Source organism: Peptostreptococcus canis (assembly GCF_014229965.1).
GTDB classification, from domain to species: Bacteria; Bacillota; Clostridia; order Peptostreptococcales; family Peptostreptococcaceae; genus Peptostreptococcus; species Peptostreptococcus canis.
On sequence record NZ_JABGBW010000001.1, the window covers coordinates 167,678 to 189,618 of the forward strand.

Sequence of the window (21,941 nt, forward strand, 5' to 3'; positions counted from 1 at the left end):
AACTGCCTAAATTCAAATTTAACTATTATCATTTATTACATAGAAATTTTCCAAATCATAACTCCAAAATCATTTCTGGTTATGTGTTATGTGTATTACTCTTCCTTTTTATTTCTTTTCAAGAATCTTGATTTCTTTGGAAAAGACAACTTCCAATCTTCAAACTCCTCGTCTGTAATTTCACCATTATAGTGTTTCTTTCTCATTTCGTCCCATTCAATTAAAAAATCATCAAAATGAGGATTGTGGGATAGAAGAGCAGTAGGCTCACCATTTCCTGCAAGGGGACGGAACTTCATTTCTTTTTCATAGTCAAAGATGATATGCATGATTTCAAAAATAGAATTCGGCTCATGGTCGATTAAAGCTGAAATATCACAGTTAAGTGCATCTGCTATTTTTCTTAATTGTTCCTTGTTTGGAGATCTATTTCCCAATTCATAATTACGAATTGCAGCATCAGTTAATCCGGACATGATGGCAAGTTCTTTTTGTGTTAGTTTCCTAAACAAACGAATTTGTTTTAATTTCTTACCGGAAATCATTTCAGGACTCCTCTCTTAAAATTTTTTTATATTCTATCATAAATAATCACAAAACACAACACAAGCGTTCTGTTTAATATTTTCGGATAACGCTTTAATATCAGCGATAATAGAAGAAAATATTTTATAATAACTCTTGACAGAACGAAAATGAACTACTGTAATGCGAATATACAGTTCAAATACGAACTGTTAAAACGCAAGATATTTAGATTGACGCTCGTCCTATCTCAAAACATGGATGCAGAACCTTGCAAAAACTATGAATTGAAAGGAGGGTTAAAAATGCAAAAGATATTCATGACAGCAAAAGAAGTTCAAGATTTTTTGGAAGTCAGCAGAACGACTGCATATCAGCTGATCAACGAAATGAATCAGGAACTTACAAAGCTCGGCTATCGAGTACAAAGAGGCAAAGTGAATCGATAGTATTTCATGGAAAAGTATTGCTATGGGAATGAAGTTAGAAAAGAGGTGTAAAGGTGGGTGCATATAGAGATGAAAATAAAAACGGCACTTGATATTGCAAGTTCAGCTATGTGAATTGGAAAGGTGAGAAGCTAAACAAGAAAAAAAGAGGGTTTTCAACAAAGAAGGAAGCATTGAATTGGGAAAAAGAGTTTCTATCACAGCAAGCAGGAACGGTTGAAATGACTTTTCGAGAGTTCTTTGAACTTTATAAAAGGGATAAAAAGCCTCGTATCAGAGAAAATACTTGGCGTACGAAAGAAGCTATTGTTACAACAAAAATAATGCCATATTTGGGTGATTTACTTATGAATGAAATCAGCAATGTAGCGATTATCCAGTGGCAGAATGAATTGATGAAAATAAAAGATGATAGAGGTCAAACTTATTCGCCGACATACCTTCGCACAATCCATGCTCAACTTAGCAGTATTTTGAATCATGCTTGCAGATACTACAACTTGAAAACTAATGTTGCCAGAGATGTTGGAACTATGGGAGAAAAAGAAGCGGATGAAATGCTATTTTGGACACAGGAAGAGTATGAAGCTTTTATCAAGGCAGTTAAGGATAAACCGCATTCATATTATGCCTTTGAAATTCTATATTGGTGCGGGCTTCGGATGGGAGAGCTTCTTGCCTTGACTAAAGAGAAATTTGATTTTAAGACAGGAACCATAAAAATTGATGAATCTTTGCAAAGGATTGATGGAAAGAATATTATCACTCCACCAAAAACGAAGAAGAGCATTCGGAAAGTAGCTATGCCGGATTTCTTGGCTGAAGAAATCAAAATATACTTGAATGGATTTTATAAATTAAAGTCAAAGGATTTGATATTTACATTTTCAAAGAGCTTCCTTCATCACGAAATGAATAGAGGAGCAAATAAAGCTAATGTAAAAAGGATAAGGGTGCATGATTTGAGACATTCTCATGTATCTCTTCTAATTGAACTTGGTTTTTCTGCAACAGCTATCGCTGATAGAGTCGGGCATGAGTCAATTGATATTACCTACAGATATGCACATCTTTTTCCTAGTAAGCAGAAAGAAATGGCAGATTCGCTAACACAGGTGAGAGTAAAAACACAAAATGATTGGGAAGATTTATTGAAAGAGGATGAAGAAAATGTTTAGACCGGAATCTCTACAAAAAAGGACAAAGCAGATTAAAGAAAAGAAGATAAAGAACGAGAAAAACAGAAAGCGTAATCGCATCTTGAATTTCAGAGTTTCTCAGGAAGAATATGATTTGATAAATAAGCAAGTCGAAATAAGCGGACTGTCAAAACAGGACTACTTTATACAACTTCTTGGTGAACACAAGATAAATATTACAGCTGATTATAGAGTTTTAGATGCCATAGCAAAAGAGATATTTCAGTTGGCAAGAGTAATTAAAAAGTTCGGGAAATTAGATGAAGAAGAGCAGGACATCTTGCTTTATGTTTTAGAGATTTATGAAGAGATTAAACAAGAAAAAAGCCTTTAGCCAACAGACCAAAGGCAAGATGAAAGTACAACTTGGTATTTCATCCCTGAGAAGACTATTTTATCAGGTTGTACTTTTGTCATCAACTATAGATTGGAGGACAACATGATAAAAACGGAACAGTATAAACAAAATATTCCGATGGAATTAAGACAGTATAAACAGTGGTTATGGTTTAAGAAAATCAGAAGAGTAGATTTGAAAGGCAAGGAAAAAATACTAAAGCTTCCTGTGAGTCCAATTACTTTAAAGTCAAGTGATTGGAATAATAAGGAAAACTGGGCAGACTTTGAAACAGCAGTTAATAATATAGAGAGTAGTGGCTCAGATGGATTGTCTTTTGTACTAAGCATAGATGATCCATTTATTTGTATTGACTTGGATAATGTATCTCGTGATATGAGAGAAAGGTTTTTCAGAGATTTTCATGACACTTATATTGAAATTTCTCAATCCGGTAAAGGACTTCACATTTTTGCAAAAGGGGAAATTGCTGATAATTTCAATAACCAAATTGAGAAAGTGGAAATGTATCAAAATAACAGATGTATCGCTATGACCGGGAATAGTGTTGCCGGAACCTCAAATAACATCATAGATAAGCAAAGTGAGATTGATAGATACTATGAGTGTTTTGCACCTAAAAAGAGCGTTAGAGAGCAAATAAGAGCTTATCAATCAGATAATGATATACTGCCTGATATACCTAAAATCATAGAAACGATGTGTAAGCATAATAGAAAAGCTAAAGGTTTATTTGAAGGAACAATAGCAAGCGGAGATGCCAGCAAAGATGATTTTTTGCTGTTGCTATTATTAAATAGCTATACACATGGTGATGAAGCTTTGATGAAAGAGATATTTTTAATGTCTGCATTAAATCGGAGTGATGACAGAAGCAAAAGAAAAAATGAAGCAGCCTATATCAAATATTTGGAAGATAGTATAAAAAAAGCGACTCGGTATGAAAATCAAAAATACTGGGACTATAACTATCACAGAAAAAGTGTAGGTGATAACCGTGAATGACTGGCTAAAATTTAGTGATGATGAATTGTCGGATTATCTGAACAGAGAACTCGAATATACCGATAAGGGACAATTAAAAAGTAATACTACTAATCTAATCACTGTGCTGGTAAATCCGTTATTTTGCAAAGAAGAGAAGATAATAGACGGAACAGTTTTCTTTGATACATGCAGCATGACAGTCAGGTTTTTCGGAACTCTTAAGGGAGAAAAACAGAAAGACTAACTATTAAAAGTCAAGAGGTGAAACGAAAAAAGTATAAGGATTGATATTGATAAAAACTGAATAAAAATAAGCATGAAAAAATACCCTGGAGTTTAAGATTTTAAAAACAGGGTTAGCAAAGTTTTTGCTTTTTAGATTGTAATTTTTTTCAAAAATTAATTTACAATTAAGCAAAAACTAACTTTGTTCTTGATAAGGTTCGTTTTTAGTTAAAACAGCAAAAATAGTATGACAAAGCTTTCTAGCAACAGCATTAGTAGCTACTAAATGATGTTTTCCTTCTGCAATTTTCTTTTGGTAATAATTAGAAAAAACAGGGTCACAAAATTCAGCCCTAAGAGCAGATTGAAACAAAGCACGTCTTAAATAAGGAGAACCTCTTTTAGTCATATGATTAGAAGTGGATTCAAACTCTCCAGACTGAGAAATACCGGCATCAAGACCCGCGTAAGCAACAAGTTTTGAAGGATTGGAAAATCTTTTAATATCCCCAATCTCACCTAATATTGTAGCTGCATTAACAGAACCAATACCGGGAATGGTAGTAATTGGAGAATTAAGTTTTTCAAGCAAAATCTCAATTTCATTTTCGACATCTGAAACCTGGTTTTGAATAAAAGAAATTTGCCCGATAAGCATTTTGATTTGAAAACTAAATGAATCCATGCAGAAATTAACACCAAAAGAGGTAGAAGTTTTCTTAGAGAGTTCTTCAAGTTTTCTAGTAGCAAATTTTTTCATAGTAACATTGTCTAAAAAAGATTGTAAATCTTCAGAACTAATATCTTCAAAATCAGATGGAGATGAAAAATTCTCTAGAATTTGTTTTGAAGTCTTTCCAAAAATATTACTGAAGGAAGAAGCATATTCAGGGAAAACTTGATCTAAAAGAGCAATTGTTTTTCTCTTAAGATCACCAATTGAAGAAATTAGATAAGATCTAAATCTGGAAAGATTTCTTAAAGATAAATAATCTTCATTAGAAAGTGATGTTTCAACAAAGTCACCATAACGAAGAAGATCGGCTATTAAAAGAGAATCAATAATATCAGTTTTTCTCTTTCTAATTTCAATATCTTGTCTCCAACCATCAGTTTGGATTGGATTAATAACACGAACAGTAAAGTTCTTTTGGTCAAGATATGAGTATAGACTTAGCCAATAATGACCTGTAGCTTCCATACCAATTTCAAGTTCATTTTTGAAAGGATTTAGTTTAGAAACTAAACTATCTGCTCCATCAATAGAGTTAGAAAAAGAAAAAGCCTTGAAGATAACTTTTTTCTTATCATCAATTAATGAAGCCACATGAGTATTTTTACCAATATCAATACCTAAATAAAACATTTGATACCTCATAAAAAATATATTTTAGATAGACATCTCAAAATCCAATAACGTTACTGCCTTATGGTATATACGAAGTACCCTGAAAGGGTCAACATCTAACTTATTCGTAAACAGTTAAAAGATTAGAGGACTCACTCTTTCAAGTACGAGATTAAATCTCAAGGAGAAAACGAGTACATTCTATCTAATAACAATATTATACAGTAAAACTGAATAATATTCAGTCGAAAAAGGATTATAGGTTACCTTTAACAACCTAAATACATTATATAAGGAGATGAGATCAGAAAAATGGAATGACCATTTAACAAATTTTTTAGGGGTGGAAATAGAAAGGGAATTTGGAATTAAGTATTCTAAAAACCGAATGGACGATGCCATAACTTTTATTACTCATAAAAGGGCGGTAAATCTTCCTGCTATGTACATGAAGTCACTTCCGTATGATGGTGAGAGACATATTCCTAAATTGCTCCCAAAATATCTTGGAGCGGAAGATACAAAATTAAATGCTTGGATTATGGAACATATGTTAGTCGGCATGATAAAAAGAGTTTTTGATCCCGGATGCAAATTTGACGAGCTTATGGTTCTTACGGGAATTCAGGGTGTAGGCAAAACCAGTTTTATAGAGAAGTTGGCATTATTTCCCGAATGGTATTGCTCATTAAATAATATAAAAGGCAAAGATGCAGTCAGTAATCTTGTTGGAAAAGTTGTGGTAGAACTTGAAGAATTTGTAGCTCTTAGAAATGCGAAAAGTGCTGATGAAGCGAAGCTGTTTATATCTGCAAGAATAAGCACGGTAAGGCTTCCATACGAACGATTTTCTGCTGATGTAAAGAGAACTTGTATCTTGATTGCTACTACCAATGATGCGACTTTTTTAGGAGATTTTTCCGGAGAAAGACGGTATCTACCTGTAAAAGTGAATAGCGAAAATATTGAATTACCAGTTATGTATGATGTAGAAAAATTTCCTGTACTGGAAACTATCACAAGAGAAGAACATCGTAATATTATTCAACATGATTTTGAAGGTGCTATTGCAGAAGCCGTGTATCTTTATGAAAACAAACTTCACGATTTCTATTTACCTAAAGAGTTAAGAACGGATCTGGATTATGTTATCCAAACCCATAAGAGTGAGAACAGACACGTTCAAAACTTCTTGGACTTCATGGAATGGAAATCCACAAAATCAGACACTCCAGATTTGTTATGCTCTGCCGAATTTACAAGTAGATACCCTGAAACCAATGAAAAAGTATTTTTCGAATTGATGGCAAACGAAATGGCAGATGAATGGAAACTTGAACCATCTGTAAAAAGTAAGAAGGTAAGAATTGACGGAGTGGTTCGGGTGAGCAAGAAGTTTTATAGGAGAAATGAAAATACTGATTTTATTGAGGTTGATCCTTCGGAGATACCATTCTAAGAGTTTTAAAAAAGTCCGCTACCGCTACTTCGCTACCAGCAAGAGAAGGTAGTGAGGTAGTGGTAGCGACAATTTTTAACTTTTATAGAATTTACGGAAATGAAACAGGGAATATTTCTGTGATGGTTAAGAGCATGAAGAAGCTTGATAAATGGAATATGGCATGAACTTTAATAGCAAGCACAGTAAGTGTGTGTACACTTACGGAAAAATGACTTCAGAAATCAAATCGAAGATTTAATTTCGAGCAACATTTTTAGCTTGTTAGGGAGAACCCTAAGACCCCAGAAGGAGGATATTTAAGATGGAAAATAGAAAGAGAAATATAAGGTTGAGATTTGATTTAACAGATAAAGAAAAAGAATTGTTTGAAAGGAAAAAAGAAGAAAGCAGAGCAAAAAGCATGAGCCGCTTTATACGAAAAACAGTTTTAGAAAAGGAAATTTATGAAGTTGACTTGAAGCCTTTGAGAGATTTATACGGAACATTATTCGCTGCCACAAATAAATTAAATCAGATTGCCAAGAGAGTAAATCAAACAGGAGTAATTTATAAAAGCGATATTGATGATATGAAAAAATCTATCGAAAAGTTCTCAAAAGAGCAAGGGACTATACATTCGTTGTTGCTGAAAAGGACGAAATGATTTACAACGAATGAAGCGCTAACAACTTCTTGCAGCTGTATATTTTAACAGTTGTAAGAAGTTGTTAGATGTGGTATAATATTTTAAAATATAGGAGGTATAAGTGGTGAGTAATGAAATTAAATTTTTAATAAATGATGTGCTTAGTGAAAAGAAATTGAGTAAAAACTGGCTAGAAGAAAATGCTAAGTTACAAAGAAGTCAGTTAAACTCCTATGCAAATAACAAAGTGAAAAGAATAGATCTTGATGTATTAGCAAGGATATGCATTGCGTTGAATGTTGAGGTTGGAGATATTATGAAAATTCAACATAAAATCGGAGGAAGATAAATGGAAACGAAAGTGGTAATTATTCCAGATGGTAAAATCTGTGATTATATTGATGGTAAATTTAGAAATGATACGCCAGAAGAATATGTAAGACAAACTGTTGAGAAAAGACTTGTCAATGAACATAAATACTCAAGAGACAGAATATGTGTTGAATATACTGTCCAAATAGGTTCTGGGAAGAAAAGAGCAGACATTGTAATTTTTCCTGATGAAGAAACAGATAAAAAACAAGAAAATATTAAGATAATAATTGAATGTAAAAGTGAAAAGATAGAAGCTAATAATGCTAAGGATGGCGTGGCTCAATTAAAATCATATATGTCCGCTTGCCCCAATGCTGAATGGGGGATGTGGACAAATAGTAAAGAAAAGTTTGTCTTTAAAAAATTTACTGATGATAAAGGTGTAATTCAGTTTATGGATTACAATGATATACCATCTGCAGATGGCAATATTGATGATATCAATCGTCCGAAGAGAGCTTCACTTAAGAATGCATCAGATGACAATCTTTTATTTACATTTAAGACTTGCCACAATCACATTTATGTAAATGAAGGAATGCAGAAACAGCCAGCATTTTTTGAGTTGCTTAAAGTTATTTTTTGCAAAATTGAAGATGAAAGAAATATCCCCAAGGCTCTTGAGTTTTACGCAACGAGTGAAGAGCGATCTAATTCAGATGGACAATTAACGGTTAAAAATAGAATTGAAAAAATATTTGATCGCGTAAAAAAAGAAAAAAAGAATGCAAAAATTTTTGATCCTAATGACACTATAAAACTTAACCCCAGAACATTATCATATATTGTTAGTGAAATTCAAAAATACAGCTTACTTAATACAAGAATTGACATTAAAGGAAAAGCTTACGAGGAAATTGTTGGTGCAAATTTGCGTGGCGATAGGGGAGAGTTTTTTACACCAAGAAATGTTATGGCGATGGTAGTAGAAATGATAAATCCAACTATCGACGAAAAGGTATTGGATTCTTCTTGTGGGACAGGTGGGTTTTTGGTAACTGCAATGACCTATGCAATGAAGCAACTGAAGATAGAATTTGAAAAAGAAACTGGCAAGTTAAAATCTGAATGGAACGATTTTGAAAAGAAAGCCTTTCAAGACAAAATCTCAGATATGGCTATGAACAATTATTTTGGATTTGATATAAATCCTGATTTAGTTAAAGCTACAAAAATGAATATGGTAATGAATAATGATGGCAGTGGTAATATTTTGCAGAATAATTCTTTACTTCAACCGCATGAATGGACAGATGATTTTAAAATAAGATTGTCAGCAGCGTTGCAGATAGATAAGAAAACACTCATCAATAAAGATAGTATAGGATACTTTGATGTTATTGTTACAAATCCACCATTCGGAAGTAAGATTCCAATTAAAGACCATGCCATATTAAGCCAATTTGATTTGGCAAAAATTTGGAAGCAAGATAAGAAAACTGGTAAATGGACTATTACTGATAGATACCAATCTTCAGTATCACCAGAAATTTTATTTATAGAACGTTGCTATCAATTTTTAAAACCAGGTGGAAGAATGGGAATTGTACTCCCTGATGCTTTACTTGGTTCACCGGGAACAGGTTATATAAGAGAATGGTTAATCAAAAATACTAAAATCATTGCAAGTATTGACTTGCATGAAGATACATTCCAACCAAGGAATGGTACTCAAACTTCCGTGTTGATTTTACAAAAGAAAACTGAAGAAGAAATTTCAAAAGAAGAAACAACTGGGCAAATGGCAGATTATAATATCTATATGGCTATAGTTGATAAAATTGGACATGATAAGAGAGGCAATACACTTTTCAAGAGAGATAATGATGGAAATGAGATTATGGTTCCGGAAAAACAAAATATATATAAACTTGATGAAACATCATCAGGATTTAAAACCGCTCAAATGGAAAGTAGAGAAAAAGTTGTTGATGATCAAACAATACTTATTCCAAATATTTTTAGAAAATGGAAAATAAATGAGGGAATATCATGGTAAATTCAGCGACAAAAAAATTAGAAAAAGAATTTATAGAAATAGTTGATTTCCCTAAAGATGATATAAGTTGGTCAAGTGTATCTTTAAGTGAAGTATTAGAAAGAGATAATAGGCTTGAAGCTTCAACTTTTAATATAGATAGAGCTCATTCGATACAACTTTTAGAAAATAGTAAATATGATTTGGTGCTTTTAGGGACAAAGGAAATTGGCTTTAAGGATTGTTTTTATGGACCAAGAGCAAAAAGAAACTATTTGACCAATATAGATAGCACATCAATAGGATTTCTTGGTAGTTCAGAGATGTTAGATATATATCCAAATCCTGTTAAATTTGTTTCTCATGATAATTCTATGGTAGATTCTCTTTCTTTAACTGAAGGAACAATATTAATATCTCGCTCAGGGACTATAGGCAATGTAACTTTTGTAGGTCAAACATTGTCAAAATTTTTAGTAAGCGAGCATGCAATTAGATTGGTTGTGAACGAATTCCCAGGGTTCGTGTATACTTATTTAAAAACTGATGTCGCACAAAATTTGCTCCACGCTGAAAAATTTGGTTCAGTAATTTTAGAAATAGAACCTGATGCCTTAAAAAATATGTTGATTCCCAATGCACCTGCCTTAATTAAGAAGAAGATACATGATTTAATAATGGATTCGTATGCTAATAGAGATGAATCAAATCGTCTTATAGATGAAGCTACCAAAATAATGATAGAAGAATTAGAACTTCCACCTATTGACGATTTAAAGAAAGAAGCTTTTTCATACAGTAAGGAAATTAACTCTTTTTCAACTAAACTAAGTGATTTAGACGGAAGGTTAGAGGGAAGTTATCATATTCCTTTAATCGAAGTTATTGAAAAATATATAAGTAAAAAAGCAATTGTGAAAAAATTGAATAGTGAAGATCTTACAGAAAAAATAATATTGCCAGGAAGGTTCAAACGGATTTATGTGGAAAAAGGAAACGGAAAAGTATTTTTAGGAGGGAAAGAAATAAATCAGCTTGATCCGAGTAGTAAAAAATTTTTATCTATAAAACATTATTCAGATAAATTGATTAGAAATATTGCAATAGAAAAAAATGATGTTTTAGTAACGAGAAGCGGATCTGTTGGTAGAGTTATGCTTGCACCAGAACATTGGCAAAATTGGATTTCTAGTGATCATGTTATTAGAATTTCGTCCAAAAAATCATATCATGGGCTGATTTTTACATGGTTGGCATCTGAATATGGAAAAGAGTTAATGAAAAGGCAAATATACGGTTCTGTTGTAGATGAAATTACAGATAAACAATTAGGGGATGTGGTTATTCCTGTTTTTAAAGAGGATACTATAAATAATTCAATTTTAAGCTTAATCAATAAGGCAAATGAATTAAGATATCATGCTTATAAGCAAGAGCAAAAAGCGATTGAAATAATGAACAGAGAAGTTTTAGGCTTGTAATGAAGTTGGAGGGTTTAAAATGGGTAGATCAATAACTAATGCGTTGCTTGATAAATCAAAAGAAGCAATGGTATCTGCTGTACAAATTTATAACAACCCTTTAATTAAATTTAAGTCCGAGATGTTTATAATCACTGCAATTATTTCTTGGACATATCTTATGCATGCTTATTATAGCAAAGAAAGTATAGACTATAGATATTTTCATATGAGAGGCAAACGGAAAAGATATGACAGGACTAAAAATGGTGCATATAAACACTGGGAGTTAGAAAGGTGTATAAATGAACAAGCTTCTCCATTAGATAAAGGTACAGCAAATAATCTCAGGTTTTTAATTGGGATAAGACATGAAATCGAACATCAGAAAACGGATAGCATTGATGAATACATTGGAGCTAAATTACAAGCATGTGCATTAAACTATAATAGAGAGATAATCAAAATATTTGGGGATAAGCATAGCATAAAAGATAATTTGAGCTTAGCAATTCAATTTGCTCCAATATCACCTGAACAGGAACAGGTATTAAGAAAAGAATCAACAAATGAAATACCGACTAATGTAAGGAATTTTATTGCAACATTTGAATCTGAGTTGGATGATGAAGAATTGAAATCATTATACTATTCTTACAGGATTGTATATATTCCAATACAAGTAAATCGAGCTAATCAAGCAGATAAAGCAATAGAATTTATTTCTCCAGATAGTGATAAAGCAAAAGATGTAGAACGTGTGTTAGTTAAGGCTGTTGAAAAAGCAAAATTTTTGCCTGGTGATATCGTGAAAATGATGAAGGATGAAAGTTATTCTACATTTAGTATGCATTACCATACTCAATTATGGAAGGCCAAAGATGCTAAAAATAAAAAATACAATTATGGAGTAAGAGTTTCTAAACAATGGTATTGGTATGAAAATTGGATCGAAGTGGTTAGAGATTTTTGCCAAAAGAATAATTTTTAGCTTAATTATGGATATATCTGATTCTGGAGCTGGAACTGGTACTGGGACGGGTAAAAAAATCTAAAAACAAGCTAAAACTGAACGAATTTCCCAGCATACAATAAACGAAAAGCCTGTATTTTGAACAGTTTTGAATGTAGTGAACAGTAGAAAAAGAAGAGTGGGAGTAGAGTAACAAATATGTTTCTGTTGTAGAGCTGGTGAAAACGCTGGGTTTTAGCGATTTGAAAGCGTGAAAACTGCCTTAGTGATACTATTTTGATACTAAAAAGCTGAAAAAGTAGGTTCAAAAGGGAGTTGTTGAATTTAGGTAAATTCTTTAAAACCTCCCATCGTTTAGGTGGGAGGCTTTTGTGAAATTGTGATTGATTAGCTATTGTAGGAGAAATTAAAATGGAAATTAGATATATCATTTCTTCGGATAACAAAAAAATGATAAGTAGAATATATGAAGAAAGCTGGCGATATGCATACAAAGGAATTATTCCACAGAGTTATCTTGATGCAATTCCTGAAGGTCAATGGGTTAATAATTTTGATATTTCAGGATGGTACACAATGGTATGTGTTGAAAATGGAGAATATATAGGGACTTCAAGTTTCTGTAAGTCAAGATTTGAGCAATATTTTGATTTTGGTGAAATAATTTCAATATATTTTCTACCAAACTATATTAGAAAAGGATATGGAAAGAAATTGCTAGAAGCAGTGATGAGTGAACTCAATAAACAAGGCTTTAAAGAAATATTCCTTTGGGTGCTTGAAGAAAATTATAATGCAAGAAAGTTTTACGAAAAATTCGGATTTAAATGTACTGGTGATTATCTTGAGGACAACATAGGTGGAAAAGTGCTGAAAGAAGTCAGATATGTGTATAGTTTTACTTAAGTTATTAGGTTGTATAATATTTAGCGTTGATGAGAGAAATTTTTTCTCTCTCAACGCATATTTTTTTGCAAAAAAAAAGAACAGCATGTCAAATCTGTTGTATAATTTAATCGTCACAAAAAAAACAAACAAGGAGATATGACATGTGTTCAAATATTAGTATAACAGAAATTTTGGGAATAAATGATAGAGATTTAGAAATTTTAGGAAATATCAAAAAATGGATTAAAGGAATTGAGTATACAGTTTTAAATGGTAGACTTACATATACTCCTGACTATTGTCCTAAATGTGGATGTATAAATGAAAAATACGATATTGTTAAAAACGATAGTCATGCAAATGTCAATCGAAAAACGGTCCATTTAAATATAAATAATAGTAATATTATCAATTCATTCTTTCTCCCCCTAGGGGGAGAAAAATTTTTATCCATTTTCTTTTGACCATTTAATCGTATCTTCCATCCTATAGCTTATTTCTCTGGACATATCCATAATATGTGCTCTATGGGCTAATCTATCAATTATTGCACCTGTAAGCATAGGATCCTTAAATACCTCCTCCCATCTTTCGAATGTTAAATTAGTTGTTAATATTATTGAGCCTTTATCATTTCTTGATGCTAGTAAATTAAATAGTATTTCACAACCGGCTTTATCAAATGAGACATATCCCAGTTCATCTAAAATTACCAAATCATACTTTTCAAATTTTCTTTTGTAATTTGTAAGTTGGTTTTTACTCATCGATTCTTGTAACTCAATTATTAAATTTGGAACTGTTGTAAACAATACATTTTTACCTTCAATACAAGCTTTAATTCCTAAAGCAGTTGCATAATGTGTTTTTCCACATCCCGGTGTACCTATCAGTATGATGTTTTCTTTATTTTCTATGAATTTTAGTTTCTCTAAGTACTCAAACTTTTTATTTAATTCTAAAGAATATTTATTTCTATCAAAATCTTCTAAAAATTTCTTGTTTACAAATTTAGTAGTTCTAATTCTTCTTGAAATACCATTGTTTTTTCTTCTTTCAAGCTCTCTTTCAAGATAGAGTAGTAAAAATTCTTTATTTGATAACCCTAGATTAGATGATTCTTCTAAAAGTTCTTCATGATATTCTCTTAAATATGATAGTTTTAATTCATTTGAAAGTTCTTTAATATTCACTTGACACCTCCAACAAGAAGATCATCGTAAGATGAGATTAATATTCGAGTCTTTAATTCTATGTTATTAACTTCTTTTACTACATCTTTTGGAATTGTATCTTCTCCGAATTTAATATATTCATTAAAAGCATCAATTAACTCGTCCGTATCTTTTTCTTTATTATTTTTAATTATCTCTACAAATTTCTTTGGTTCTTTGATAAAATATTTATCGAAGATGGTTTTTAGAAACGGAGTATTTTTCAATGCAAGTGAATTTCTAATTGCTCCCGGTTTTCTTTCTAATGAAGTTAAGTAGTGTTTAATATCAATAGAAACTTCATTAGAGCCATCTTTCTTTTTATGTGAACAAACAAAATTGTCATTTACATAAATTTTTATCTCTCTTGCATAGTTTCTAATAACTACCGTTTTTCCAACAAGATAGTCCGGTACAGAATATTTATTTTTTTCTGCCTGCACAAAAGAATATGAATCTACTTTTTGTGTAGTTATCTTTGCTAAATCATATTTTGGTTTTAATTTTAAAAGATTTTTCTTTTCTTCTTCAATTAATGATGATTCATTCATTTTTAAAAGTTCTTTTTCTAAATACTCCTCAGCTTGTTCGAAGCTATCAAATTCGTACTTAGGAGCAAATACGCTTTTTCTAATTATCTTAACACTACCTTCAACATGTCCTTTTTCATTCCCACTAAAACAATTAGTAACATTGATATTAAACCCATAGTAATTTGCAAAAGCTAAAAGATTTGGATTTAAGTCTTTTTCATTTTTTCCAATAAATCTAGTAACTACATTTTTCATATTATCGTAAACAACTTCTTTGTACAAACCTCCAATCATTTCGAAAAATCTTACTTGTGAATCAAAAAACACTTCAGAAGTTTGGTTTTTGTAAAGAAATGCCCATCTAAAGTTTGAACAAGGAGATGATAAAACCGCTAAACTAAGGTCTTTAAGCTCTCCATTTATCATAAGTTTAACAACTCCAAAATCATATTCTAATCTATCTCCATAATCATATTCTTGTTTTATGAAACATTCTTTTAATTTTTTCTCTTATTTCTTATATAAACAACAATTGATTGATAGCTTATATCAAATCCTTTATCAACTACCATTTTATGAATTTGAACAATACTTAAAGATTGTTTATGATTTTTAAGTTTCAAATCTTTTTCTTTTTCGCTTTCTAATATTTTATCCAAATATTCGTCCAATTCTTTAGTATATTTAATTTTCTTTCTATTGGTGCTGTTATATTTAGGCTTTTGTGCTATTTTCTCTTGAACAATTCCAGCATCTATATTTTCTTTCTCAAGTTCTTTTTGAAGTTGTTCGTATTCATTCCAGTATTTTGCTACAGTTTTACGATTAACCCCCAGTTTCTTAGATATTTCTCTATTTGAGTCGCCTTCCAGTTTAAGTCTTATTATTGCATGCTTATCCATTAAATTAATCACTCCTTTTACCTCCATACGAATTATGACATATGGAGAATTAATTTTAAATAAGTGGACCATTTTTCGGCTATCATTATTCGATTTATGGACCACTTTTAGATTAGCATTTACATGTTGTCGAATGCTACGAATAGCCTAAATCAGATTGCAAAAAGAGTGAATCAAACGGGAATTATCTATCGAGATGACATTGAAGATATGAAGAAATCCATAGAAAAATTTTCGAAGGAGTTGTGGGATATTCATTCGCTGCTGCTGAAAAGGACGAAAGAAGTCAGTGAGGATTAAAGAGTACCAGGAGGTGTTGAAGAGACATCTCCTTTTTCGTATAACAATGAAATTTGATTTGGGTAAATCAGTTTTTGTGAATCGGGTAGCGGATCATTTTTATGGGTCATTCCTATTTTTTGAAAGTAATTTCAGATTGTGTTTTCGCTATTTTATGTGGTATAATTAAAATAATTTTGGAGGTGCCTTATGAGTGTTTCTTATAAAAAATTGTGGATCCATTTAATAGAAAAGAATATGAAAAGAACCGACCTAATCAAGCTAACAGGAATTACTTCAAACACTTTAGCTAATATGGGCAAAGACGAATATATATCCATGAAAAACTTAGAAAAAATATGTAGAGCAATGAATCTGACTCCGAGTGATATATTGGAATTTGTGGAGGATTAGCCCATGAAAGATGAGAATACTTTGATACCGATAGATGAAACAAGCATCACAAATCTAATCTACACCATTCGTGGGAAGCAGGTAATGATTGATAGGGACTTAGCTGACTTATATCAAGTTCAAACCAAAAGGTTGAATGAGCAAGTCAAAAGAAACTCAGCTAGATTTCCTGAAGAGTTTTGCTTTAGACTTAGTGCAGAAGAAAAGAATGAACTGGTCGCAAATTGCGACCGGTTCACTACCATGAAACATTCATCATCGAATCCATATGCTTTTACGGAACAAGGCATTGCTATGCTTTCCGCTGTCCTTAAAAGTGATATTGCAGTAGAAGTAAGCATAAGGATTATGAATAGCTTTGTGGAGATGAGAAAATTCCTGCTTTCAAATCAACAACTTTTTTCGAGGCTGGATAGAGTGGAGTTAAAACAGTTAGAAACAGATAAGAAACTTGAAGAAGTATTCAACTACATTGCGAGCAATACAGAGGTAAAACAAAAGATCTTTTTTGACGGACAAATCTATGATGCCTTCAGTTTTATTGCAGATCTAATTGGAAAAGCACAGAGAAAACTGATCTTGATGGACAATTATGTGGATGTAAATACCCTTAACATACTCTGCAAGAAGAATTCAGGAGTTGATGTATTGATAGCAACAGCAGGAAAAGGCAGCTTAACGACAAAAGATATCAACAAGTTTAATGCCCAGTACCCAAGTTTGAGCGTGAAAACGACCATGGATTTTCATGACCGTTTTTTGATCATAGATGATAAAGAAGGATATTTTATAGGAGCATCCATAAAAGATGCAGGCAAGAAGAGTTTTGCGATAACAAAGATTGAAGATGGGAAAATGGTTCAGGATTTAATAAATAAAGTGAAGTAGGAGGAGTTTAATGATTAAGGATAATATCTTATATAATGAGAGTACGAAACCGAACAGTAGAGAAATAGAAGTTTTAAAAAATACTTTTCCACAGTATTTTGATAAAGATGGAAATTTTTATTGGGATAGATTTAAGGAAATTTTGAAGAATGAAGAAATCTCTTTAAACAAGGAAGGGTACGAACTGAACTTTCTGGGGAAGTCTTATGCGAGATATTTGAGTTCGACAAGGACAGAAACGTTTATAGCTCCTCATACTGAGCATAATGAAGCAGAAGAAAACAAAGATAGTGAGAATTTATATATTATTGGAGATAATCTGGATGCTTTGAAACATCTTTTAGGATCTTATGCGGGAAAAATCAAGTGTATTTACATTGATCCACCCTATAATACAGGATCGGATGGATTTGTTTATCCAGACAATTTTTACTTTGATGCCAAGAAACTATCGAAAATGATAGGTGTAGAAGAAGAGGAAGCTGATAGGATTATAAATTTGAAAGGGAAAAGTTCTCATTCTGCATGGATGAGTTTTATCTATCCGAGATTAATATTGGCAAGAGAATTGCTTTCAGAGGATGGGGTAATATTTATCTCTATTGATTACAATGAACAGGCAAATTTAAAGCTAATATGCGATGAGATTTATGGTGAAGAAAACTTTGTTGGAGAAATATATTGGGAGTCAAAAACAAAATCTCAAAATACGCAAACTTCATATAATAAACTACAACCAAAGGCGGAGAAGATTTTTGTTTATAAAAGAAAAAGCAAAGATAGGTTTAATTTGATTGAAAAAGGACAGAAAGAATACCCTTTTACAGATGAACAAGGAGAGTATAGAGAACATATTTTAGAAGAAATGAATTCCGAGGGGATTAGAGGAAGGGAAACTATGGTTTTTGATATAACAGACGGAGTTTCCACTGTTTCTCCGAATTCGGGTAAACAGTGGAAACTTGGTCAAGACCAAGTTTCCATATATAAGGAAAGTAATAATCTTTTTATTCGAGATGGTAAAGTAGTTATTAAAATGCGACCATATTTTGAAAGAACTTCCGTTATGGAGCCGTTTTGGGGGTTTATTGACAAAAGTATGGGAACAACAGAGAGTGCTAAAAAAGATTTAAAGAAGTTAATGGAATGCGAAGCGTTTGATACAGTAAAACCTATAAATCTAATAAAGAAATTAATATTTCACGCTACAAATAAAGAGGATATCATTTTAGACTTCTTTTCCGGCTCCGGAACTACAGCCCATGCAGTGATGAATTTAAATGCAGAAGATGGTGGAAACCGAAAATATATCCTTGTGCAAATTCCGGAACTTATAAAAGAAGACAAACCGGCATATAAGGAAGGACATCGAACAATAGATGAAATTGGGCGTGAAAGAATTAGACGAGCTGCTAAGAAGATTCAAGAGGAAGCAGGGGCTGACATTGACTATGGCTTTAAGGTTTATTCATTAAAAAGTTTGGAAGAAGAAGTCATTACCAATCTTGACTATTTTGATGATAACCCAAAACTGTTTCTCGATGATATGGTTGGTATCTTCGATACGGAAAAGTCAAAAGGAAAAGATGCGATTTTATCTACTTATCTTGCTTTAGATGGATATGGTTTGAGTGTGAATACACAAAAATACAGGCTTTCAAATTTTGAAGCAGATAAGATAAAAAATAGCATTTACATGATTGATAATGGTTTGGATTCGGATGATGTCATGGAATTAATCAAGAGGATTGAAACTTTAGAACTTGATATTACAAGAGTGGTGGTCTATGCTCCTTCTCTTAGTTTTCATGCGTTACATGAACTCAAAAAAAATCTTTCGAACTTGAGAAATAACAAGTCTGTAGAATTGATAGAGAGGTATTGATATGGCAATTAAGTTGAGTATTTTACCTCATCAAACACAGTGTTTGGAGAGAATTAGCAAAGTTTTTGAGGGTGTTTATCTTCATATGACCGATAATATCTTCTCAAATCCTGTTTTTGATGCAAATAACACGAAACTAAAGGATAACATAGCACAAATTCAAGAAGGTTTTGAAGGAAATATTATTGCAAGAGACTTGCGAACTAGCGTTTCTAATGAATTTGGAATTGATGTTCGTATGGAGACTGGAACCGGGAAAACTTATTGCTATACAAGACTAATGTATGAGCTGAATAAAAAATATGGTTTTCATAAGTTCATCATCCTAGTTCCTACAACGCCAATCAAGGAAGGGACAAAATCTTTTATTGAATCAGATTATGCTAATTCGCATTTTTCAGATTTATATCCAGATAAAAGAATCGCTTTATCTGTGCTGAACGCTCAGAAAAAGACTAAGGGGAGAAAGATGTTTCCTCAAGCGATTTCCGACTTTGCAAGGGGAACTGCTCTGGAAAAGGGTAGAATCAATGTTTTGCTTATGTCAAGCGGTATGCTTTTATCTAAAGCAACAATGGATAACGAATACGATCAGACACTATTCGGGACATTTTCTAATCCCTACGACACATTAAAGGCTACAAGACCTATTGTCATCATTGATGAACCGCATAAGTTTAAAAGGGAGAATACTGCTTATAAAAGACTTATCGAGAGAATCAATCCGCTTTGTGTGATTCGCTTCGGTGCGACATTTCCGAACCTTCCAAAGTTTGAAAAGAAGGATTACAACAACCTTGTGTTCAATTTAGGCTCTCTTGAAGCTTTTAATAACAACTTGGTCAAGGGGGTTGCAACTCAAATGATTGCACAGGAGAGTTTAAACGAAACAAAAGTGAAGTTGATGGAAATCGTGAATACTCCAAAATCCTGTGTGTTTAGAAATGAAAAGACGGGCAGGAGTTATACATTGTCGTTAGGTGATGTTCTGTCAATTGTTGAACCTGAATTTGGAGGAATCAGTATTGAATCTATAGGAAAAACAGATGATGAAGAAATTAAAAGGGGTGTCACTCTTTCCAACGGACAAATTTTAGAAAAAGGCGACCTGATTTATGCCGGTATTTATGGAACAACCTATCAAGAGTTGATGATGAAACAGGCGGTGAAAAATCATGTAGAACAGGAAAGGGAAAATTTCTTTAGAGAAAGAAAAATTAAAACCTTATCGCTGTTTTTTATCGACTCAATTTATTCTTACAGGGGTGAAAATGGCTCGGACGGTGCATTAAGAGCGAGTTTTCATAATATTTTAAAGGAAAACTTGGAAGGTGAAATCGAAAAATATAAGAATTCCGCTTCTTTGATTCACCAGGAGTATGTCAGTTTTATTGAAAGCTCGTTGAAAGATATTGGAGCTACAAATGGTGGATACTTTGCGGAAGACAATTCAAATTCCGATGAGGATATCCAAAAAGAAGTGGATCAGATTTTAAGAGATAAACAAAGTTTACTCACCTTTAAGGATGAGAAGGGAAATTGGAATACCAGAAGATTTATCTTTTCTAAGTGGACGCTTCGAGAAGGTTGGGATAATCCTAATGTTTTTCAAATATGTAAACTACGATCAAGCGGTTCAGAAATTAGCAAATTGCAGGAAGTTGGGCGTGGACTTAGATTACCGGTAGATGAATATGGAAACAGAATTTCGGATGAACAATTTTATCTCACCTATCTCTTTGATTATTCTGAAAAAGATTTTGCTGACCGTTTGATTGGAGAAATTAATCAAGATAGCAAACTTACTCAAAATAACATTAAACTAAGGCTGGGCAAAGTTGCTGCAGATAGAGGAATGGATGAAAATATACTTTATGCTCAGCTATTAATTAATAAATATATAGATGTGGATGGAAATATTAACTATGAAAATAGAGATAAATTCATTGCCGAATATCCTGAGTTTAACGTAGGATTAGAGCAAAACAAGGTTATTAGTAAGGACAAAAAAGATCAGGGAGTGGTTTATATTAGGAAAGATAAGTTTGCTAAGATAAAGGAGCTTTGGACAACAATCAATAAAAAGTACTATTTATCCTTAGATAAGATTCCGAATGAAGAACTATATAAAGCATCTTTAGAGATCTTAAATAAAGGTATTCGAGGGGATGTCCTAGCTACGACAATTGAAAAAAGGACTTCTGTTGAAAATGGTGGGATACTATTAAAAGAAGCAACATCTGGTTATTATGTGCTTGATGAGTCAATCCCGTATGGAGAATTTTTGAAGCAAGTACAGGTAGCGACAGGATTACCTGTTATGATTATGCATAAAGCGTTGTGTGATTATAACAGAACAAATACTTTGGATAAGACATTTTTTAATCGAAATACGCTTACAAAATTTATATTGGAGTTTCAGCTTTGGTTCGAGGAAGCATTTTTAAAGAGGTTTTCTTATAAGGCTCTTGATGTGGAATCCCTTGAAACAGCCTTGACGGATATAAATGGTGAAGTAAAAGAAAAAATAGTACAGGGAACTGTGGGAATTATCAGAGATGATAGTCTCTTTGTACCTGAGAATTTTTTATATGATAAGGTCGTGTTTGATAGCCCGAAAGAGAAGGAAACTGTGCAACGTAGCAATATTGACGAGGTAGTTGTTTTTGGTAAAATACCGAGAAGAAGTGTACAAGTTCCGCTTTATTTTGGTGGTACAACTAGTCCTGACTTTATGTATGTAATTCAACGAGACGATAAGTTTGAAATCAACTTTATTGTCGAAACGAAAGATATTGATAAAGAATCATCTTTAAGGGGGAGCGAAAAATTAAAGATTGTATCGGCTAAGAAATTTTTTGAAGAACTTCAAAAGGAGAGGATTAGTGTTTCATTTGAACCACAACTGAAATCCGATGATATTATAACGATGATCAATAGATTGACAAGTAAGTAATTATTAATGAGAAAGGAG

General features: G+C 32.3%; 21 protein-coding genes and 3 pseudogenes. 19 read left to right on the top strand and 5 right to left on the bottom strand.

Translation table 11 applies throughout. The annotated features are described in order from the left end of the window. Positions 1-95 precede the first annotated feature (95 nt). Positions 96-545 (bottom strand): helix-turn-helix domain-containing protein, encoded by a 450-nt coding sequence (locus tag HLB29_RS00850; RefSeq protein ID WP_185623271.1) that lies wholly within the window; start codon positions 543-545, stop codon positions 96-98. Between the two features lie 213 nt (positions 546-758). Here HLB29_RS00850 and HLB29_RS00855 point away from each other — a divergent pair, with 213 nt between their 5' ends. The 6 genes and pseudogenes from HLB29_RS00855 (at position 759) to HLB29_RS00875 (ending at position 3,762) form a co-directional block, all read left to right on the top strand. Then, positions 759-974: a helix-turn-helix domain-containing protein gene (locus tag HLB29_RS00855; protein ID WP_243155056.1), complete on the top strand. Its 216-nt coding sequence runs from the start codon at positions 759-761 to the stop codon at positions 972-974. Between the two features lie 107 nt (positions 975-1,081). After that, positions 1,082-1,360: pseudogene (locus HLB29_RS09860) on the top strand (tyrosine-type recombinase/integrase); the annotation flags it as partial. A gap of 9 nt (positions 1,361-1,369) precedes the next feature. Then, positions 1,370-2,152 carry a site-specific integrase gene (locus HLB29_RS09800; protein WP_465231488.1) on the top strand — a complete coding sequence of 261 codons (783 nt, stop codon included), beginning with the start codon at positions 1,370-1,372 and terminating at the stop codon, positions 2,150-2,152. Beyond that, a complete protein-coding gene (locus tag HLB29_RS00865) occupies positions 2,145-2,507 on the top strand; it encodes a plasmid mobilization protein (RefSeq protein ID WP_086432730.1) in 363 nt (120 codons plus the stop codon). Before HLB29_RS09800 ends, HLB29_RS00865 begins: the two co-directional genes overlap by 8 nt. 105 nt (positions 2,508-2,612) lie before the next feature. After that, positions 2,613-3,536 (top strand): DNA primase, encoded by a 924-nt coding sequence (locus tag HLB29_RS00870; RefSeq protein ID WP_185623272.1) that lies wholly within the window; start codon positions 2,613-2,615, stop codon positions 3,534-3,536. Continuing rightward, entirely contained in the window at positions 3,529-3,762 is a 234-nt protein-coding gene (locus HLB29_RS00875) for a hypothetical protein (RefSeq protein WP_243155057.1), read from the top strand. The genes HLB29_RS00870 and HLB29_RS00875 overlap by 8 nt, the downstream gene beginning before the upstream one ends. Positions 3,763-3,939: 177 nt before the next feature. Here HLB29_RS00875 and HLB29_RS00880 read toward each other — a convergent pair whose 3' ends face one another. Then, positions 3,940-5,109 carry an IS110 family RNA-guided transposase gene (locus HLB29_RS00880; RefSeq protein ID WP_185623273.1) on the bottom strand — a complete coding sequence of 390 codons (1,170 nt, stop codon included), beginning with the start codon at positions 5,107-5,109 and terminating at the stop codon, positions 3,940-3,942. A gap of 280 nt (positions 5,110-5,389) precedes the next feature. On the opposite strand from HLB29_RS00880, the gene HLB29_RS00885 reads away from it, so the two are divergent. The 8 genes and pseudogenes from HLB29_RS00885 to HLB29_RS09865 all read left to right on the top strand — a co-directional run. Further along, positions 5,390-6,550, top strand: coding sequence for a virulence-associated E family protein (locus HLB29_RS00885; protein ID WP_243155058.1), 1,161 nt, complete (start codon positions 5,390-5,392; stop codon positions 6,548-6,550). Between the two features lie 304 nt (positions 6,551-6,854). Beyond that, positions 6,855-7,196: a plasmid mobilization protein gene (locus HLB29_RS00890; protein WP_185623274.1), complete on the top strand. Its 342-nt coding sequence runs from the start codon at positions 6,855-6,857 to the stop codon at positions 7,194-7,196. A gap of 106 nt (positions 7,197-7,302) precedes the next feature. Further along, a complete protein-coding gene (locus HLB29_RS00895; protein WP_185623275.1) occupies positions 7,303-7,527 on the top strand; it encodes a helix-turn-helix domain-containing protein in 225 nt (74 codons plus the stop codon). Next, a complete protein-coding gene (locus HLB29_RS00900) occupies positions 7,528-9,552 on the top strand; it encodes an N-6 DNA methylase (protein WP_185623276.1) in 2,025 nt (674 codons plus the stop codon). Next, positions 9,546-11,012, top strand: coding sequence for a restriction endonuclease subunit S (locus HLB29_RS00905; protein ID WP_185623277.1), 1,467 nt, complete (start codon positions 9,546-9,548; stop codon positions 11,010-11,012). The genes HLB29_RS00900 and HLB29_RS00905 overlap by 7 nt, the downstream gene beginning before the upstream one ends. A 19-nt stretch (positions 11,013-11,031) precedes the next feature. Next, positions 11,032-11,982: a DUF3644 domain-containing protein gene (locus tag HLB29_RS00910; protein WP_185623278.1), complete on the top strand. Its 951-nt coding sequence runs from the start codon at positions 11,032-11,034 to the stop codon at positions 11,980-11,982. A 393-nt stretch (positions 11,983-12,375) separates the two neighbouring features. Further along, the gene (locus tag HLB29_RS00915; RefSeq protein WP_185623279.1) at positions 12,376-12,870 is read left to right on the top strand and encodes a GNAT family N-acetyltransferase; all 495 of its coding nucleotides are present in this window, start codon (positions 12,376-12,378) and stop codon (positions 12,868-12,870) included. A gap of 143 nt (positions 12,871-13,013) precedes the next feature. After that, positions 13,014-13,205: pseudogene (locus HLB29_RS09865) on the top strand (ISL3 family transposase); the annotation flags it as partial. Positions 13,206-13,298: 93 nt separating this feature from the next. Here the strand turns inward: HLB29_RS09865 and istB are convergent. The 3 genes from istB to HLB29_RS00935 all read right to left on the bottom strand — a co-directional run bounded on the left by istB (position 13,299) and on the right by HLB29_RS00935 (position 15,513). Further along, the gene (gene istB, locus HLB29_RS00925; protein ID WP_185623281.1) at positions 13,299-14,045 is read right to left on the bottom strand and encodes an IS21-like element helper ATPase IstB; all 747 of its coding nucleotides are present in this window, start codon (positions 14,043-14,045) and stop codon (positions 13,299-13,301) included. After that, positions 14,042-15,025, bottom strand: coding sequence for a transposase (locus HLB29_RS00930; RefSeq protein ID WP_185623282.1), 984 nt, complete (start codon positions 15,023-15,025; stop codon positions 14,042-14,044). The genes istB and HLB29_RS00930 overlap by 4 nt, the downstream gene beginning before the upstream one ends. Before the next feature lie 71 nt (positions 15,026-15,096). Next, positions 15,097-15,513 (bottom strand): helix-turn-helix domain-containing protein, encoded by a 417-nt coding sequence (locus HLB29_RS00935; RefSeq protein ID WP_185623283.1) that lies wholly within the window; start codon positions 15,511-15,513, stop codon positions 15,097-15,099. Positions 15,514-15,624: 111 nt separating this feature from the next. Between HLB29_RS00935 and HLB29_RS00940 the strand changes: the two are divergent. The 5 genes and pseudogenes from HLB29_RS00940 to HLB29_RS00960 all read left to right on the top strand — a co-directional run. Continuing rightward, positions 15,625-15,801, top strand: a pseudogene (locus HLB29_RS00940) (MobC domain-containing protein); the annotation flags it as partial. A 189-nt stretch (positions 15,802-15,990) separates the two neighbouring features. Then, positions 15,991-16,194 (top strand): helix-turn-helix domain-containing protein, encoded by a 204-nt coding sequence (locus HLB29_RS00945; RefSeq protein ID WP_185623285.1) that lies wholly within the window; start codon positions 15,991-15,993, stop codon positions 16,192-16,194. A 3-nt stretch (positions 16,195-16,197) separates the two neighbouring features. Then, entirely contained in the window at positions 16,198-17,082 is an 885-nt protein-coding gene (locus HLB29_RS00950; RefSeq protein WP_185623286.1) for an ORF6N domain-containing protein, read from the top strand. A gap of 10 nt (positions 17,083-17,092) precedes the next feature. Beyond that, positions 17,093-18,967, top strand: coding sequence for a site-specific DNA-methyltransferase (locus HLB29_RS00955; RefSeq protein ID WP_185623287.1), 1,875 nt, complete (start codon positions 17,093-17,095; stop codon positions 18,965-18,967). 1 nt (position 18,968) lies between these two features. Then, positions 18,969-21,923 carry a type III restriction-modification system endonuclease gene (locus HLB29_RS00960; protein WP_185623288.1) on the top strand — a complete coding sequence of 985 codons (2,955 nt, stop codon included), beginning with the start codon at positions 18,969-18,971 and terminating at the stop codon, positions 21,921-21,923. The last annotated feature ends 18 nt before the right edge of the window (positions 21,924-21,941 follow it).